Genomic DNA, 17959 nt, shown 5'->3' on the forward strand with positions numbered 1-17959 from the left:
TATCCATTAACCTACGGTTAACATTAGTAGCATATGTATATGCCAAATAATATGGCATTGAAGTGTTTATGTTAATAGGTAAATAAATACAGATTGATTGAAAAGTAATTTCACAAAGTGTTGTGATATGAATATCTCTGATTTGAAAAAGCTAAGAGCATATCGTATCTTTGTATCCTACCCCTGAAATAGAAGATCAAATGAAAAGATTTTTTTTAGCTATTTCCTTGCTTTTCCTAGTTATTAAAACTTCGGGGCAGGAAAAAGAAAAAGTAAAATATCTTGATTCAATTCAGTTAGATTTGAAACGTGCCTTAGACAGCGTTTTAAAAAGCACACCTAATGACTTGAATATGATTGTTCTGAAAAAGAAACTCAAAGAAATTACACCAAAAAAACCAAAAGAAAAAGAAAAGGTAGGCTGGAAGACCAAGGCTAATTTTTCTTTACTGTTCAATCAATCAGCATTTAATTATGATTGGCAAGGAGGGGGAACATCAAATATTGCAGGGAATACGGGGCTCAATTTTGAATTTAATTATAAAAAGAAAACGTTAACATGGGATAATAAGGTTCTTGCAGATTACGGGTTAACTTTTTTGAAAGATGAGAGCTTTGCTCGAAAAACAAATGATAGAATAGAGTTTAATTCTAGGTTGGGACAAAGAATAGGAGAGAGTTTTTGGAACTATTCTTTGTTTGTGAATTTTAGATCTCAATTCGCAAAGGGATATCGATTTACCAAAGATTCTGATACAGAAGAAACGATTCGTACAGAAGAAACTCATTTCTTTTCTCCAGCATTTATACAAATTGGACCAGGAGTATTGTGGAAAAAAAGTGATAACCTACACTTTAACATTGCACCTGTTACTGCGCGTTTGATATTTGTAGATGATCAATTTACTGTAGGAGAAGAGTATGAAGATGGTGATTATTTTGGGGTAGATACGGGTGAGAACTCCAGATTTGAATTTGGGGGGTCTCTAGCTGCATATGCTAAGGTTACTGTGTTAAAAAATGTAACCATAGAGCAGTTGTTGAACCTCTATTCTAATTATATAGAAGATCCTGCCAATGTAGATATTGATTATACATTGAATGTGAATTTACTTGTAAATGAATATATTACAGGTAGTTTTGTTTTTCAATCAATCTATGATGATAATGCTACTAGTGGATTTCAAATACGAGAAGTAATCGGTTTGGGGCTTAAATATGAGTTTTGATATTGATTTCTATTCCTCTACAATTTCTGGGTACAAAAAGTTATTATAAGGAAAACGAGTTACATGGATATCTCTTACTTCTTTGTATACTCGTTTTCTGAAATCATCAATATTTTCTTTGTTGATAGCCGAAATAAAAAGAGCATTGTCACCAATTTTACTCATCCATGTTTGTTTCCATTCCTCTAGCGTATAATGTGCTTTTGTTTTTTCTGTAATTAGGTCATCGGTATCGATAGTCTCATGTTGATATGCATCAATTTTATTAAAAACCATTATAGTTGGTTTGTCTGTACAATCTATTTCTCTCAGAATTTTATTTACAGACTCTATATGATCTTCAAATTGAAGGTGAGAAATATCAACAACATGTAGTAATAAGTCAGCTTCTCTTACTTCATCTAGTGTACTTTTAAAACTTTCTACAAGTTGTGTAGGTAGTTTTCTGATAAAACCTACGGTATCACTAAGCAGAAAAGGAAGATTGCCAATAACCACTTTTCTTACAGTGGTATCCAGTGTTGCAAAAAGTTTGTTTTCTGCAAAAACTTTACTTTTGGCAATAACATTCATCAATGTAGATTTACCAACATTTGTATATCCTACCAGCGCTACACGAACCAACTTACCGCGATTACCTCGTTGGGTAGCCATTTGTTTATCAATAGTAAGTAATTTCTTTTTTAATAATGATATGCGATCTCGTACAATACGGCGGTCAGTTTCTATTTCTGTTTCACCTGGTCCACGCATACCGATCCCTCCACGTTGCCTCTCTAAGTGAGTCCACAGACCAGTCAATCTGGGTAATAAATATTGATATTGTGCCAATTCTACCTGAGTTCGAGCGTAACTTGTTTGAGCACGTTGTGCAAAAATATCAAGTATCAAATTGGTTCTGTCAATGATTTTTGCTTTTAGAATACGCTCAATATTACGTAGTTGGGCAGGGGATAATTCATCATCAAAAACAACAGTTCCTATTTCATGTTGTTCAACATAAGCCCTCACGTCTTCCATTTTACCAGTTCCGATAAATGTTTTAGAATTGGGCATATCCATTTTTTGTGTAAATCGCTTTACGACTTCACCACCAGCAGTATAGGTGAGAAACTCTAACTCATCCAAAAATTCTTCAAGCTTGTCTGCATCCTGATTTTTGGTGACAATCCCTATCAAAACTGTTTTCTCGTATGCTATTTCCTTCTTTTCTAACATTAGCTACCTGATCTTCTATATCTTAATTTATTATATTGTGCCTTCACAACAAATGTACAAAAGTACGATAATTATCGTACTCAAGAATCAACAATATAAGGGGTTTCTTGTAAAATTATACACTATGGCTAATAAATTTTATTTCAGAAAAAAGAATACGAATCATTATACGGTAGCATTCTATAATCTGGAAAACTTGTTTGATACCAAGGATGACCCAAAAACACTGGATAATGATTTTTTGCCAGACTCAGAAAAAAGGTGGAATCGTAAGAGATATGAAAAAAAAATAGTGAAGCTTGGTACCGCTATTTCTAATATTGGATTTTCTAAAACAAGGAAAGCCCCTGCTTTGATCGGTGTAGCAGAGGCAGAAAATAAAAAAGTTCTGGAAGACCTAGTTGATTCAAAACATCTCAAGCAAAAAGAATACGGTATTGTACATTACAACTCTCCTGATGAACGAGGTATTGATGTAGCACTGTTGTATCAGAAACAATATTTTGAGGTTACAAATTCTGAAACAATTTCTGTAATGATACATGATGATGAAGGAGTGCGAGATTATACCCGCGATATCCTTTGGGTAACAGGAATATTGAATAAAGAAGAGATTCATGTTTTGATAAATCACTGGCCATCCAGACGCACAGGAGTAGAAGATACTGGCTATAAACGCATTGTGGCAGCACAAAAGAATAGAGAAGTTATAGATCAGATCACAGATCAGGATCCTGAGGCGAAAATTATTATTATGGGAGATTTTAATGATGATCCTTTTAGTGAAAGCGTCAAAAAACATTTGGTACAAAATGATCTTTTTAATCCGATGGAAAAACTACATACCCGTTATCGAGGGAGTACTAGTTATAGAAGTCAGTGGAATCTCTTTGATCAGATTATCTTCAGTTATAATTTTCATAGGTATGAGAAAGAGAAACACAGTTTTTCTGATGCTGGTATCTTTGATAAAGATTTTCTTAAAATTTATAAAGGCCGTTATAAGGGAACTCCTTTTAGAACGTATTCTGGTAAAAAATATACAGGTGGGTATAGTGATCATTTTCCTGTATATGTAAGAGTGAAACATAATGGATAGATAGCTTCTACCTTAATTCTTATAAGGTGTTTAACGGGGCAGAAAACAGGTAAAAGCCCTAGAAATAGTCCGAAAAGATTGAATTTCAATCTTTTCGGACTTCTTTGATTTAAGCACCTTCTATATTCGTCAAACGAACAAATAACTTTTTTGAATATGAAAACACAAAATTTAAGAAAACTAGTTTTTTTATGTACGGGGCTATTATTGTTTTCCTGTAGTAAAAATGATCTTTCTGAAACCGATGAAACATTAGTGTCAGAAAAAACCGAAGTCGAAATTATTGATAATGCTGCTGCAAAAGCAGTGATTGGTATTGGATGGCCTGCGGGAGTATATGGTAATGCGAATATCAATGCATACGAAAATGAGGTGTATAGTGTGATTATACCTCAAGCAGAACAAAATGCCGTGGCAAGCCATTTAAGACGATTCAAAGTGCGTTTCCAAGTACGTAAAAATGGAAAATGGATACATAAACATACCTATAATGATAAACCTAGTACGGTAACAGCAAAGTTTCCAACTTTTGGAAATGGAAATACTGCTAAGTGGAGAATAGGTTTTCAGATGTATAATAAAAACACAGGAGCAACCTATAGTCGCCAATGGAAAACGATAACTGTGAATAATTAAAATCAATAGATATTGGTATAGAAAGGCACCTCGTATGAGGTGCCTTTTTTATGTAACAAAGTTGGTGTGCAACTGATTGTTATATAGGTGGTAAAATATAGTTTCTTTGGTTTTTTAAGGTTTTAAATTGTATCTTTAATAAGAGTGAAGAAACAATTTATCAGCTCTTGGACAATAAAGTTTCTAAGGGCATATTTTTTATAAAGAAGTAATGATAAACTTTTTTTAACATTCGAAGACAGACATTGTTTTGATAACGTTCTATCTTAACACTATTCAAAAAATTACACACATAAATCAAAAAGTCATGAAGTTAAAACTACTCTTAATTCCATTGGTTGTCTTTTATCTTATAGGGATTCAAAATGGGTTTGCACAATCTGTATTTATTAATGAGATACACTACGATAACTCAAGTACAGATGTAGAAGAAGCAATTGAAATTGCGGGAACAGCTGGAACAGATCTTACTGGTTGGAGTCTTGTTTTGTATAACGGATCAAATAGTTCTGTATATAATACAATTTCTATTTCGGGAGTGATTACAGATCAACAAAATGGTTTTGGAACCATAGTAAAAATACTTCCTGCCAATGGATTGCAAAATGGCTCTCCTGACGGGATTGCATTGGTTGATGCGACTAATACAGTTGTTCAGTTTTTGAGTTATGAGGGAGTAATCACCCCAATAGGCGGTCCAGCTTTAGGATTGACAAGTACAGATATTGGTGTGTCAGAATCCAGTAATACTCCTGTAGGTGGCTCTCTACAATTATCAGGAACAGGAACCGATGCTACAGCATTTGTGTGGGAAGCCACTACTACAAATACGTATGGAGCTGTAAATACAAATCAAACGTTTGAAGCTTCTTTGGCTATGCTTGTGATTAATGAAATTGATGCAGATACTCAAGGTTCTGATACATTAGAATTTGTAGAATTGTATGATGGTGGTGTAGGGAATACACCACTAGATAGTTATGTATTGGTAAATTATAATGGAAGTAATAATGCCAGTTACAATGCCATTGATCTAGATGGGTTTTCTACAAATGCACAAGGATATTTTGTAATTGGTAATGTTGGTGTAACCAATGTTGATTTGGTGGTTCCAGGTAATACATTTCAAAATGGAGCAGATGCGGTAGTTTTGTATTTTGGAGAGGCGACTAATTTTCCTAATGGGACTCCTGTTATTACAGGGAATATAATTGATGCAATTGTATATGATACCAATGATGCTGACGATATGGAGTTATTGGTATTACTGAACCCTAATCAGCCACAGGTAAATGAAGGGGTAAATGGTAATAAGGATAAAGAATCATTACAACGTATTCCTAATGGAGAAGGAGGAACGCGTAATACTTCTTCTTATGAAGCAAAGATGCCAACTCCTGGAGCCAGTAATCAAGGTGTAATTGTGATTCCTGGTGACCCTATTAGTATTAGAGAAGCTAGGGCAACAGTAGTAGGTACAGCTGTAACAATTACAGGAGTGCTTACAGTTACAGATAGTTTTAGAGGGCCAGCATTTATACAAGATGAGACAGGAGGTATCGCTATTTTTGATGATCAGATTCAAGCCAATGCAGCTTTGAAAGTTGGAGACTCTGTTACCATAACAGGAATTAGAGCCGCTTTTAATGACCAAATACAGATTAGTACAGTAACAGAAGTTGTGCATAATGGTCTGCCACAAAATCCAATAACCCCAATAGATATTACTTTGGCAGCACTTGCTAATCACCCTGGCGAATTAGTTAGAGTGTTACAACCTGCTTTTCCTAATCCAGGAGATATTCTATTTGGGAATTCTAATTTTACACTTACTGATACAAGTGGGAGTGGACAATTGCGTATTGATAATGATGTGGCTTCTGTTGTAGGAAAAGAACAACCTGTTACCTGTTCAGAAATTACTGGAGTAGTAGGAAGGTATAGAGGTTTTTTTCAATTACTACCTAGACAATCCTCAGATATACCCTGTGCAGTAGAGTTTATTCCTCCAGGAGATACAGTGGGTTACCCCAAAGAAGATACTTTTGATGTTGTTGCTTGGAATATAGAATGGTTTGGCGATGAAAACAATTCACCAGTAGGGCAAAACCCTCTTTCTGATGCTATTCAGAGGGATAGTACAGCGACTGTACTCAAAAAATTGAATGCAGATGTATACGCAGTAGAGGAAATCGCAGATGATACTTTGTTTGCAGAATTAGTGAGTTTATTACCAGGGTATGATTATATTCTTTCTGATGCTGTTTCTCGCCCAGGTTCTGGTGGAGTATCACAAAAGCTAGGATTTATTTATAATACAAAAACAGTTTCAGTAATAGAAACAAGAGCGATGTTTACATCTATCCATCCTCTATATAACGGAGGAGATGCATCGGCCCTTGTTGATTATCCTAGTGAACCATCACGTTTTTATGCCAGCGGAAGAGTACCTTTCTTAATGACAGCAGATATTACTATCAATGGAGTAACAGAACGCATGGATCTAATTGCATTGCATGCCAGGGCAAATAGAGGCTCTGGTGCTCAGAATCGATATGATATGCGTAGGTATGATGTAGAGGTATTAAAAGACTCTTTAGATACTAATTTTGCAAATAATAAGGTTATTCTTTTAGGGGATTATAATGATGATGTTGATCAGACTGTTGCAGATATTCCTTCTACTATTTCAAGTTTTCAGGCATACGTAGACGATACTGTGAATTATAGTATTGTATCTTCTGCATTAAGCGATGCAGGTTTGAGGTCTTTTGTTTTTAGAGAAAATATGATCGATCATATTGCAATAACCAACGAGCTTGATAGTGCTTATATAGCAAACTCTGTGACGGTTCATTATGAGGTATATGATAATGATTATGCATTCACCACCTCAGATCATTTACCGGTTTCTGCGCGGTTTTTACTTACACCGCAATTTGTAGAAAATCAATGTATGGTCGCATCGGTAGTAGCTTTTGATCAAGGAAAAAGAAGAGATGGGCGTGAGATATCATGGCTTAGGGGGAAAGCCAAAAATAGTATAGGTACTCCACAGGAAAGAAGATACTTTAATTTTGTAAGCCTTGGGTTTGGTGGAGCGATTACTTTAAAATTGGATAATGAAATTTTTGATAACCCAGAGGCCAATGAATTTATCGTATTTGAGTCAACAGGCTTTTTAGATGATGTTTCATGTGAATACTATCCTGAATCGGCAGAAGTATTTGCATCAAAGGATGGTGTAGAATTTGTTTCTTTGGGAACTACTTGTCAGGACGGAGAATTTGATCTTGCTACAGGTAATTTACGTTCTGCAAAATATATCAAGGTGGTAGATACTAGTGATAAAGATTCTTTTCCTTGGTTTGCAGATGGGTATGATCTTGATGCAATTATGTGTATTGAATCGGGTGAGCGTATTGCTAATAACAAGAGTGTTACCAATATTTCTTCCAAAAAGCCTACCGCTCTAGAGAGTGAATTACTTAGTAGTGATTTTGGTTTAGAAGAAGCTCATATTTTGCTTTCTCCTAATCCTGTTGAAGAAGAATTATCTGTAGAGATTAATACTTTTACGCAAGGTGATGTAACTATTTCTATAACAGATATAACAGGTAAAACAATATATGCCCAAACAATGAAGCTCAATATTGGAAAATCTATAATATCTATTGATATGAATCTATACCCAAAAGGATTTTATATAGTTCACATGTCCAATGCTAATGGGGTTTTAAATGTCACTAAAAAGGTAATGAAAAATTAAGTGTCAAAGTGTTTTGCTAAATAAAAAAAATGTCAATTAAGCCTGTCGAATTTTTAACCTAATGGTTCTTAAGTAGTATTCGACAGGCTCTGACTGACAATTTATAAAATCAATACTTTTTGAATACGTTATTTTACTTAATAGACTTGAGATATAATTTCTCTACTTTTTCTCTTGCCCATGGGGTTCTACGCAAAAATTTAAGGCTGGATTTGATAGAAGGGTTATTTTGAAAACATTGAATATTAATTAGTACACCTAATTCTTTCCACCCATATTGCACTACCAAATGTTCTACAATATTAGCTAGCTTTATACCATGCAATGGGTTATTAGGTTGTTCTTGCATATCCTTCTTTGCTATGTTTTATGATCTACATATTTTGTTTACAAAGATACATAAAGGGTTATGATTATTGTCTCTGGATAGGTAAAGGATAATCGCTTCTTAAAAATGGGATTAATTTTCTTACATTAGCTATATCTGTAATGACATAAGTAATTTGCTAGATTTCATACTGTTCTTTTGTATGATTTACTTTATAAGAAACATACTATAGCAAAGTACTACAAAACAATCTTTAAAAATGATTAAACGAATACTTAAACTTTTTGTAAAAGGGCTTCTTGCATTGATCCTGCTCTGTATAGCGCTATTATATATTTTTGATTATGACTATATTCTTAAAGGAATAAGAGTTGTATATATGACTGGTCATACAACTGCTTATATTGATGATTACTCTTATTTTGATAATCACACCATAGAAAAAGGAGATACTGCAATACCTTGGGCATTACATCATGACTATAATAAAACAAAAGCTACAGATAGGTTGAGTGTAACCAATGAGCAGTTAGGTACTGTTGCTTTTATGATTATAAAAAATGATAGTATTTGGTATGAGAAGTATGCAGAAGGTTATAGCAAAGACTCTAAAACCAATTCTTTTTCTATGGCAAAAAGTATTGTGACGGCCATGTTAGGAAAAGCTATAATGGATGGATACATAAAAAGTCTGGACCAGCCATTAAGTGATTTTTTTCCTGAATTTTCTCAAGGACTTGCCGCAAAAACTACTGTTGGAGATCTTTCTTCAATGTCATCGGGATTAGATTGGATAGAACATTATACCAATCCGTTTTCTATTACAGCAAGAGCGTATTATGATCCAAATATCAGAAACGTGATGTTAGGATTAAATATAGTTAATGAGCCAGGACAAGAATATGAATACTTGAGTGGGAATACACAATTATTAGGTATGGTTGTAGAAAAAGCTACAGGAAAAACACTATCTGCATATCTAAGTGAAAGTTTTTGGAAACCTATGGGGATGGAACATGAAGCTCTATGGCAATTGGATAGTGAAGATAGTGGAATGGAAAAAGCATATTGCTGCATTGCAAGTAATGCAAGAGATTTTGCTCGCTTTGGAACATTGTTTAAAAATAAAGGAGTATTTGCTGGAAAACGAATATTGCCTGAAGAGTTTGTCGAGATAGCAACGAGACCAAAATTCGAGAATGGATCTATGTATGGATATGGATTATGGTTATCTAATCATATGAATAAACGCATTTTTGCTATGCGTGGTATTTTGGGACAATATGTAATATGTATTCCCGAAGATAATTTAGTAATTGTAAGATTAGGACATAATAGAGGAAAGTTCCCTCTAGGGAAAAGTTTTACAGAGGATTTTTATATATATATTGAAGAAGCTTATAAAATGATAGAAGATGCTTCATAAACTCAATCTCGAACATATTTTATTTCTAGATATAGAAACTGTTCCTGAGCACATGGATTATGAAGAGCTAAGCGAAGAGATGAAGTATCTATGGGCTGATAAGACCAAATATCAACGCAAAGATGAATTTTCTCCAGAAGAGTTTTATGAAAGAGCAGGAATATGGGCAGAATTTGGTAAAATAGTATGTATCTCAGTAGGGTATTTTGCTTTCAAAGGAGAAATGAGATCCTTTAGAACTAAATCATTTTATGGAGAAGAAAAACAGTTATTAATAGATTTTAAAAACTTACTAGAAACCCATTTTGGAAGACCTCATCATTTGCTTTGTGCTCATAATGGTAAAGAGTTTGATTTTCCGTATATAGCTCGTAGAATGATTATTCACTCTATTGCTTTGCCTCATAAACTCAATCTTTTTGGTAAAAAACCATGGGAAGTTTCACATTTGGATACGCTAGATTTATGGAAATTTGGTGACTATAAACATTATACTTCATTAAAGTTGCTTACGGGAATTTTAGGAATTCCTTCTCCCAAAGATGATATAGATGGTAGCCAAGTGCGAGAAGTTTTTTATAAAGATCAAGATATCGATCGTATTATTATCTATTGTGAAAAAGATACCGTTGCTGTTGCGCAGATTTTATTAAGAATGCGACAAGAAGAATTATTGAGTGATGATGAGGTGATTTCTGTGTAAACTAATTAATTTATAAAGCCTAAATATAAAACGCCTTTCAGATTTTAATGAAAGGCGTTTTAATATGTTTATACCAGTTATACTTTGAATTTACTGTAAAAAAAAGAAAATCAGCTATTTTTTGTTTATGCAAAGAAGAAAAAGTTAGCATAGCTATAGCTACGGTTAATTTTTATTCTGAAGCATAGGCGAAAAAGAGAATTTTATTGCGGTAAATTCAAAGTGTAAATGGTATTGGTTTAGTTTTAAAAATTTATTTCTGTAAAATTATTTTTTTTGTATACGTCTTATTTCCAGAAGTAACCGATACAAAATACATTCCTGCAGGTAGATTGTTTAATTCAATTTTGTTTCCAGATACATATCCTTTATGTATTAGTTGACCAGCTTTATTAGTAATCGTATAGTTTGCTCTCTCAGACTTCTCCATTACAATGGTTATATAGCCTTTTGTAGGGTTAGGATAGATATCAAACAGAGTAGTGTGTTTTGTACTTGTTTTTATATTTGAACCTGTATTACGTAATGCTGGATTTGCATCAATGCAGAAGTTAGAAGTATCTTGAGAGGTAAAGTTTCTTCCAGAAGCTAATACGGTTCCAGAAGCTACATTGGTCAGTTCATAAGATCCATTCCCATAAGAACAGCAAATCCCATCACCAAAAGAATCTTTGAATACTAGGGTATAACATCCAGCATCGAGTGTTTTAGTAATATTCAAAGTTGATCCATCAGGCTGCGATCCATAAGTTCCTCCAGAGTGTACTACTTGATTACTAGCATTTTTAATTTCCCAGCTTGTTTCCTGTGGGTACTTATCAAAAGTAATTCTGAGTTTTACTTCATATGTAGAAGGCACCCCAGTTGTAGTTGCGCTAATTGTATTGCTAGCTGCAGATTGGTTTCCTGCGGCATCCTTTACTTTAACACTAAACTGATACGTTGTATTTGCTGTTAAACCTGTGATATTAGCTGATGTTGTAGTTACTGATGTAGCAATAATATTACCTTGATATACATCATATCCAGTAACCCCTACATTATCGGTAGCGGCATTCCATGATAGAGAAAGAGAAGAATCAGTAATATTAGCAGCAGCCAATGCTGTTGGAGCAGAAGGAGCTTGAGTATCTCCTCCAGATCCACCAATGATTACGGTATAATCTTCTACTTCTCCATATTGAAAAGCTTCACAAGGATTAGGTACTGCATTATATTTCATAGCTACTCTCATTCTGGTATTTCCTGTTTTTGCAGTTGCAGGCACGGTAAAAGTTCCGCTTACAGGAGTTGTTTTAGAGGGAGCTTTAGACCATACTTGCTCACCTGGGTCAGCAAAATCTCCATCTTGGTTATAATCAATCCATACACTATACCCTTCATTGTAGGTTGTTCCACTCCAAGTAGGAGTAATGGTAATCGTATTAGAACTTGCAAGTGTTGTAGATTCTGCGGTAAAATCACTATACCCTCCAGTTCCAGCACCAGATGTTTTATTTATAGTTCCTAATTTTACATTACTGATGTATTCGTCAGAAGTGTTTTGTCCATTCGAGTTACAGTAGTTTAGCTGTACATCGGTTGTAGTAAAGTTAGTTGAAGCACTATAGTTAGAAGTTGTGCCATCACTACATTTACTTCTTACCTGTGCTTCATAAGATGTTGTAGGAGACAATCCGTTAATTACATGAGAAGAAGTTGTTGCAGCTACGGTAGTCCATGTTGTCGTTCCAGTTTGTCTATATCTCAGGTCATAAGAAGCTGCAGGTACAGTAGTCCATCCAATGGTAGCAGTATCAGAACCAACAGCAGAAGAGGATACTCCTGTAGGTATGGTTGCTGTGCATGTAGAGCTACCATTATAAGTTATCGTAACATCAGTCGTATATTGCCATGAGCCGTTATTTACTGTGATTGTTATAGGAATTTGAGTTCCAGAAGGAGTAGTGGGCTTTAGTTCAAAATTTATAGCTCCAGTGTCAGTTCCTAGAAGGAGTAAGTTGTTGTACTGTTTAGGTGCTCCAAAAGAAGCGATATGAGATGAGTTTGAAGATAAATTTACACTCCAGTTGGCTTGCTCTAGACTAAAACGTTTTATAGAATACTGGATATTTCCTGATAAATTGGTAATAGTTTGATTGGTTGAGGTAGGTGTTACCTTTGCGTAGGTAGTTGCCATTCTCATTATTTTGATGTTAAAAGGGTATACTTCATTACATAGGGGGATAATTCTGCTAGAAGCAGGCCAGAATCCATCGTTAGACGATCCAACTTCTGGAGTCATCGCAAATATCTTAGGTTTGGTACCTTGTTCACCATACATCCAGTCATCTGAGCTTCCTCCAGCAGTATATTGTACGGTTTGATTTGGTGTTCCGTAGGTATATGAGTTTTCTTCTGTCATATACACACACATCTTGACAAAAGTATCTTGATCGGGAGTAAAAGTATTTGCTTTATACCCCCATGGATGAATCAAAAGATTGCTAAAAGAATGGTAGTTGAGCGCGGCAACAAAATTATGCTGATTTGTAAAATCTCTCATAGCTTGTGTTTCAGGCTCTGAGAATTTTGAAGGCCCGTGATATGTATCGCTACCAGGATTAGAAGAAGATCCCCCAGGGGCAGCCCATTGATAGCCGTAGTTTCGGTTTAAATCAATACCATAGGTACCTCCGTTGTTTCGTCTGTTTTTTCTCCAATATCCTCCACCATTAGGATTTGTTTGTTGATTGTGGATGTATCCATCAGGATTAATGATAGGTATGAAATATAATTCGGTATTGTCGACCAGTATTTTGATTTCAGGATCAGTAGCATAATTTTCTAATAAATACCACATATAAAATAGGTTTTGAGAAAGACCTATTGGTTCTCTAGCATGATGAATAGAAGTGTATAGCATTTCATCTTCATTTTCATCGGTATCTGCGTTATCACTTATTTTGACCATGTAAATAGCTCTGCCTTCTATGGTAGTCCCTATAGATGATTTAGCTGTGATAAGTTGAGGATGTAGTTGCCTCATTTTGTCTAGCGCTGCAATTGCTTCAGTATTGGTATGAAAGCCCCCCATACTTCCTAAATTAAAATTTTGAGGAGTTGGGACTTGTACTTGTTGTATATGTGATTTACTCGCTTTGCGAGCATTTTTGTTATCTATTCGTCTATTTATTTTAGGAATTCTCTTGGAGAGGTTACGAATCTTGATTTTAAATTTAACGTTGTTTTTTCTGAGTAGCTTAAGGTCGCTATGAGAAATCTCTGCAGTAGCTTTTCCGTTTTCATAATGAAAATGGTCAATTTCAATCCCTTTTGTATGTAGAGATTCTAGTTGTTCTTTATCTGTGTCAAAGATAACCCGATAATATTTTTCTTGTGCTTGGATAATGGATGTACTACATAGAAAAAAAAGAATAGATGTCCATTGAATAAAAGATTTTTGTAGATAAATGTGTGTTTTCATTAGTGTTGAGTTTTAGAGTTAGATTTTTGGGTGTTATATATCTGGGATAGAAAAATATAGTTGGTTCTTACGAATTAAGGAAAGGTTGGTTATGATATCAGAATTATGGAGTTATAATAATTCTGAAGAAATGTATTATTGATATATCAAAGAACGAATAAATGAAGAGTACTTTTTTTTGATGTTTATCGAAAATAGAAAAGCCAAACGAATAGTAAATTAAGAAAAAGGCTACCTAAAGAGGTAGCCTTTTAATTATTGAATTTTATTGCTTGATGATTTTTTTGGTAACAGTTTTATCTTTTGATGTAACTGATACAAAATACATTCCAGCAGGTAGATCATTTAATTCTATTCTGCTTTCTGATGTATTACCTTTTCTTACAGTTTGTCCGATATGGTTGACAATAGTATAAGTAGAGATATCAGTATTATTAACTAGAATAGTTATAAAATCTTTTGCAGGATTAGGGTAAATAGCAAAATCTGATTTGCTAATAACTTTTGTTGAGCTAAGATTATTGTAAAGTGCATTATTAGCAGGAGTACTACCTACACAGAAGTTAGAAATATCTTGAGAGGTAAAGTTTCCTCCAGAAGCTAATACGGTTCCAGAAGCTACATTGGTCAGTTCATAAGATCCATTTCCATAAGAGCAGCAAATCCCATCACCAAAAGAATCTTTGAATACTAGGGTATAACATCCAGCATCGAGTGTTTTAGTAATGTTCAAAGTTGATCCATCAGGCTGCGATCCATAAGTTCCGCCAGAATGTACTACTTGATTACTAGCATTTTTAATTTCCCAGCTTGTTTCTTGTGGGTAATTATCAAAAGTAATTCTGAGTTTTACCTCATATGTAGAAGGCACCCCAGTTGTAGTTGCGCTAATAGTATTGCTAGCTGCAGATTGGTTTCCTGCGGCATCTTTTGCTTTAACACTAAACTGATACGTTGTATTCGCTGTTAAACCTGTTATGTTAGCTGATGTTGTAGTTACTGATGTAGCAATAGTGTTACCTTGATATACATCATATCCAGTAACCCCTACATTATCGGTAGCGGCATTCCATGATAGAGAAAGAGAAGAATCAGTAATATTAGCAGCAGCCAATGCTGTTGGAGCAGAAGGAGCTTGAGTATCTCCTCCAGATCCACCAATGATTACGGTATAATCTTCTACTTCTCCATATTGAAAAGCTTCACAAGGATTAGGTACTGCATTATATTTCATAGCTACTCTCATTCTGGTATTTCCTGTTTTTGCAGTTGCAGGCACGGTAAAAGTTCCGCTTACAGGAGTTGTTTTAGAGGGAGCTTTAGACCATACTTGCTCACCTGGGTCAGCAAAATCTCCATCTTGGTTATAATCAATCCATACACTATACCCTTCATTGTAGGTTGTTCCACTCCAAGTAGGAGTAATGGTAATCGTATTAGAACTTGCAAGTGTTGTAGATTCTGCGGTAAAATCACTATACCCTCCAGTTCCAGCACCAGATGTTTTATTTATAGTTCCTAATTTTACATTACTGATGTATTCGTCAGAAGTGTTTTGTCCATTCGAGTTACAGTAGTTTAGCTGTACATCGGTTGTAGTAAAGTTAGTTGAAGCACTATAGTTAGAAGTTGTGCCATCACTACATTTACTTCTTACCTGTGCTTCATAAGATGTTGTAGGAGACAATCCGTTAATTACATGAGAAGAAGTTGTTGCAGCTACGGTAGTCCATGTTGTCGTTCCAGTTTGTCTATATCTCAGGTCATAAGAAGCTGCAGGTACAGTAGTCCATCCAATGGTAGCAGTATCAGAACCAACAGCAGAAGAAGATACTCCTGTAGGTACGGTCGCTGAGCATACTACAGGAGTTCCTGATGCTCCAGTAACTATAAGAGAGAAGTTTTGGCTTCCTCCGTTTAGAGTACCTTTGTTGGTTACAGTTATTGTATATGTTCCTGAAGCATTATTTACATCAACTCTTTCATAAGGGTCAACAGTGTTGTCACCTGTTGCATTTGTAGTAATACTTGTTAATTTATATGGGCTATGTGTTGTAGCTCCTTTAGATACTCTTATGTCAAGATCATTTACTAGAACAGGAGTATTAGAATTTGTCGCAGTTACAGCTGTTCCTGGTACATCTGTCCAAGAAATAGAAGCAACCAAAGGATTAGTTCCGTCCGAATCTACAGTTATAGTATAGCTCTGACCACTAGTCAAAGTTAGCTCTTCAATCTTAGAAGAATTTCCAGCATTAGAAATTGCTTCTGCAGCTTTTTTTGCATTCAGAAGCCCCCAGCCATGTACAGCATCTGGACCTGAAGGACCAATATCACTAGCTGTATGTAAAGCTAATCCTTTTAGGGTAGCAGCTTTCATGAAGTTCCCTTTAATGTTGTTGTAATGTTGTTGTAGCAATAAAAGACTACCTGTTACATTAGGTGATGCCATTGATGTACCAGTAATACTGTTATATGCAGTATCACTATTGTCATAAGTAGAGTATACTTGAGTACCATTACCCGTAATATCAGGCTTAATTCTATAATCATCAGTAGGACCTTCACTACTACTGCTATTAATGCTTACAGAGATTAAATCTCCATTAGCATTGACATTGGCATCGTTTGCATTGGCAACAACAAGATTATTTTTTGATGTAGAATGCCCTGTTAGTTTATCGTATTGAGAATTTCCATCAAGAGGTTGTCCGTTATAATTATCTTTGTTACCATCATTACCAGCGGCAACAACCATAAGATAATATGGGGCGTTATGCATAATTTGGTCCCAAGTTCTAGATTCATCAATATACGCACCAAAATACTGGTCAGGTACTAGATCTCCTCTAAAACCATAAGAATGGTTTGAAAGTAACATACCATTTGATGCAGCCGTTGTTGCTTCAGAAGCATCATTGGTCCAGTCATTTGTTCTTGCTTTTGCTTGAGGAGCCATTCCTTTTGCATTGGCTTGTACTCCAGAGGCAACAATAGTTCCTGTCACGTGTTGTGCATGAAAACTATTTCCGTTTAGAGTGGTTACACCATCATTAATGATTACTCTATTACTACCGCCAGCACCATCAAACTCTTGATGTGTGGTTCTTGTAGCTCCACCATCCCAAACATAAGCAGTCATATTTTGACCATCAAGGTTAAGACCTAAAGATCCACCAGAATGAAGGTGGTCAGCTCTGGTTGATTTTGCCGCAGCTACATTAAAGGTCGTATAATAAATAGGGCTTCCATCTTCTGCTAATTTTTGAAGCTCAGAAAAACTTCCATTAGTATTTGAAATTTTGACTTGCCATCCATTTAGTATTGCTGCTTGTAGTGCTTCTTGTTTTTGTAACGTTGCTTTTTGAGCAGACTCTATTCGTAACTCATTCAATTTTGATAAGTTACTTTTTTGTGCAATTAATTGCTTTTGCTGGGGTGTTTGTGCAAAAAGTCCTCCCGAAAAAAATAATGCTGTAGCAATTGCAAAAATGTTGAGTTTTGAGTGTAGTCGATTTTTAAAATCCATAAGAATGGGTTTTTGGTAACGTTTTTTCATTTTTGTTAGTTTTGTGTTTGTATTTGAGTTTTTTTCTTAAAAAATTACAAGTAAAAGGTTAAAATTCTTGAATTATTGTTAGTAAAAAAAGTTTTTTCGATAAAAGGAAAAGAATTCGCCTTATAAAACATTAACAAAGCATTAAGAGTAGTTTTGTAAGAAAAAACTGATATAATGTTTTGCCGTAACTTACTTATTTTAAAGGCGTAATATTTTGAATATGTGTTATTTGTGAATCTTTTGAATCTCGCTACAGGTAGTGTTTGAGGCGTAAAAAAGGACTTTTTGAAAAATAAAAAACTCCCTTTCATCGATTAGAAAGGGAGTTCAGTAATTATAAGGCTATTGTGTCCCCCAACACATTCGAATTGATAAATCAATCCAATTATTTTCCCTAAATATAATTACCGATAAGGCACACAAAACTGAAGTGCTTATATATTTAATTTGATATAATTGATGTTCTAATAATTACAGAGTACTACATAAAAAATGATGAACAATATAGTGTGTGAAGATATTATTA

At 34.7% G+C, this 17959-nt stretch carries 10 protein-coding genes; 6 read left to right on the plus strand and 4 right to left on the minus strand.

Annotated elements, in window-relative coordinates; all coding sequences use genetic code 11:
* Positions 1-200 precede the first annotated feature (200 nt).
* The gene (locus tag CVD18_RS07940) at positions 201-1229 is read left to right on the plus strand and encodes a DUF3078 domain-containing protein (protein WP_233194504.1); all 1029 of its coding nucleotides are present in this window, start codon (positions 201-203) and stop codon (positions 1227-1229) included.
* Between the two features lie 9 nt (positions 1230-1238).
* Here CVD18_RS07940 and hflX read toward each other — a convergent pair whose 3' ends face one another.
* Complete coding sequence (hflX, locus tag CVD18_RS07945) at positions 1239-2447, minus strand: GTPase HflX (RefSeq protein WP_103864909.1); 1209 nt, start codon at positions 2445-2447, stop codon at positions 1239-1241.
* Positions 2448-2571: 124 nt separating this feature from the next.
* Between hflX and CVD18_RS07950 the strand changes: the two genes are divergently transcribed.
* From CVD18_RS07950 to CVD18_RS07960, 3 genes are all read left to right on the plus strand, one after another.
* Positions 2572-3546, plus strand: coding sequence for an endonuclease (locus tag CVD18_RS07950; RefSeq protein WP_103864910.1), 975 nt, complete (start codon positions 2572-2574; stop codon positions 3544-3546).
* A gap of 156 nt (positions 3547-3702) precedes the next feature.
* The gene (locus tag CVD18_RS07955) at positions 3703-4182 is read left to right on the plus strand and encodes a hypothetical protein (protein ID WP_103864911.1); all 480 of its coding nucleotides are present in this window, start codon (positions 3703-3705) and stop codon (positions 4180-4182) included.
* 307 nt (positions 4183-4489) lie between these two features.
* Positions 4490-7951, plus strand: coding sequence for a DUF5689 domain-containing protein (locus CVD18_RS07960; RefSeq protein WP_103864912.1), 3462 nt, complete (start codon positions 4490-4492; stop codon positions 7949-7951).
* A 133-nt stretch (positions 7952-8084) separates the two neighbouring features.
* Here the strand turns inward: CVD18_RS07960 and CVD18_RS07965 are convergent, their stop codons facing one another.
* Positions 8085-8300 (minus strand): VF530 family DNA-binding protein, encoded by a 216-nt coding sequence (locus CVD18_RS07965; RefSeq protein WP_103864913.1) that lies wholly within the window; start codon positions 8298-8300, stop codon positions 8085-8087.
* Between the two features lie 238 nt (positions 8301-8538).
* On the opposite strand from CVD18_RS07965, the gene CVD18_RS07970 reads away from it, so the two are divergent.
* Together CVD18_RS07970 and CVD18_RS07975 are read left to right on the plus strand one after the other, a co-directional pair.
* Entirely contained in the window at positions 8539-9705 is a 1167-nt protein-coding gene (locus tag CVD18_RS07970) for a serine hydrolase (protein WP_103864914.1), read from the plus strand.
* The gene (locus tag CVD18_RS07975) at positions 9695-10408 is read left to right on the plus strand and encodes a 3'-5' exonuclease (RefSeq protein WP_103864915.1); all 714 of its coding nucleotides are present in this window, start codon (positions 9695-9697) and stop codon (positions 10406-10408) included. The genes CVD18_RS07970 and CVD18_RS07975 overlap by 11 nt, the downstream gene beginning before the upstream one ends.
* 253 nt (positions 10409-10661) lie before the next feature.
* Here CVD18_RS07975 and CVD18_RS07980 read toward each other — a convergent pair whose 3' ends face one another.
* Both CVD18_RS07980 and CVD18_RS07985 read right to left on the minus strand, forming a co-directional pair.
* The gene (locus CVD18_RS07980) at positions 10662-13874 is read right to left on the minus strand and encodes a M14 family zinc carboxypeptidase (protein WP_103864916.1); all 3213 of its coding nucleotides are present in this window, start codon (positions 13872-13874) and stop codon (positions 10662-10664) included.
* Between the two features lie 265 nt (positions 13875-14139).
* Complete coding sequence (locus CVD18_RS07985) at positions 14140-17433, minus strand: GEVED domain-containing protein (protein ID WP_233194505.1); 3294 nt, start codon at positions 17431-17433, stop codon at positions 14140-14142.
* Between the last annotated feature and the right edge of the window lie 526 nt (positions 17434-17959).

This window comes from Aquimarina sp. I32.4 (assembly GCF_002924285.1).
Taxonomy (GTDB): Bacteria; Bacteroidota; Bacteroidia; order Flavobacteriales; family Flavobacteriaceae; genus Aquimarina.

Bases quoted from the DNA above. Each gene is read 5' to 3' on its own strand.
- CVD18_RS07975 (WP_103864915.1), top strand. From the start codon at position 9,695: ATGCTTCATAAACTCAATCTCGAACATATTTTATTTCTAGATATAGAA.
- CVD18_RS07970 (WP_103864914.1), top strand. From the start codon at position 8,539: ATGATTAAACGAATACTTAAACTTTTTGTAAAAGGGCTTCTTGCATTG.
- CVD18_RS07985 (WP_233194505.1), bottom strand. From the start codon at position 17,433: ATGAAAAAACGTTACCAAAAACCCATTCTTATGGATTTTAAAAATCGA.
- CVD18_RS07955 (WP_103864911.1), top strand. From the start codon at position 3,703: ATGAAAACACAAAATTTAAGAAAACTAGTTTTTTTATGTACGGGGCTA.
- CVD18_RS07950 (WP_103864910.1), top strand. From the start codon at position 2,572: ATGGCTAATAAATTTTATTTCAGAAAAAAGAATACGAATCATTATACG.
- CVD18_RS07980 (WP_103864916.1), bottom strand. From the start codon at position 13,874: ATGAAAACACACATTTATCTACAAAAATCTTTTATTCAATGGACATCT.
- hflX (WP_103864909.1), bottom strand. From the start codon at position 2,447: ATGTTAGAAAAGAAGGAAATAGCATACGAGAAAACAGTTTTGATAGGG.
- CVD18_RS07965 (WP_103864913.1), bottom strand. From the start codon at position 8,300: ATGCAAGAACAACCTAATAACCCATTGCATGGTATAAAGCTAGCTAAT.
- CVD18_RS07940 (WP_233194504.1), top strand. From the start codon at position 201: ATGAAAAGATTTTTTTTAGCTATTTCCTTGCTTTTCCTAGTTATTAAA.
- CVD18_RS07960 (WP_103864912.1), top strand. From the start codon at position 4,490: ATGAAGTTAAAACTACTCTTAATTCCATTGGTTGTCTTTTATCTTATA.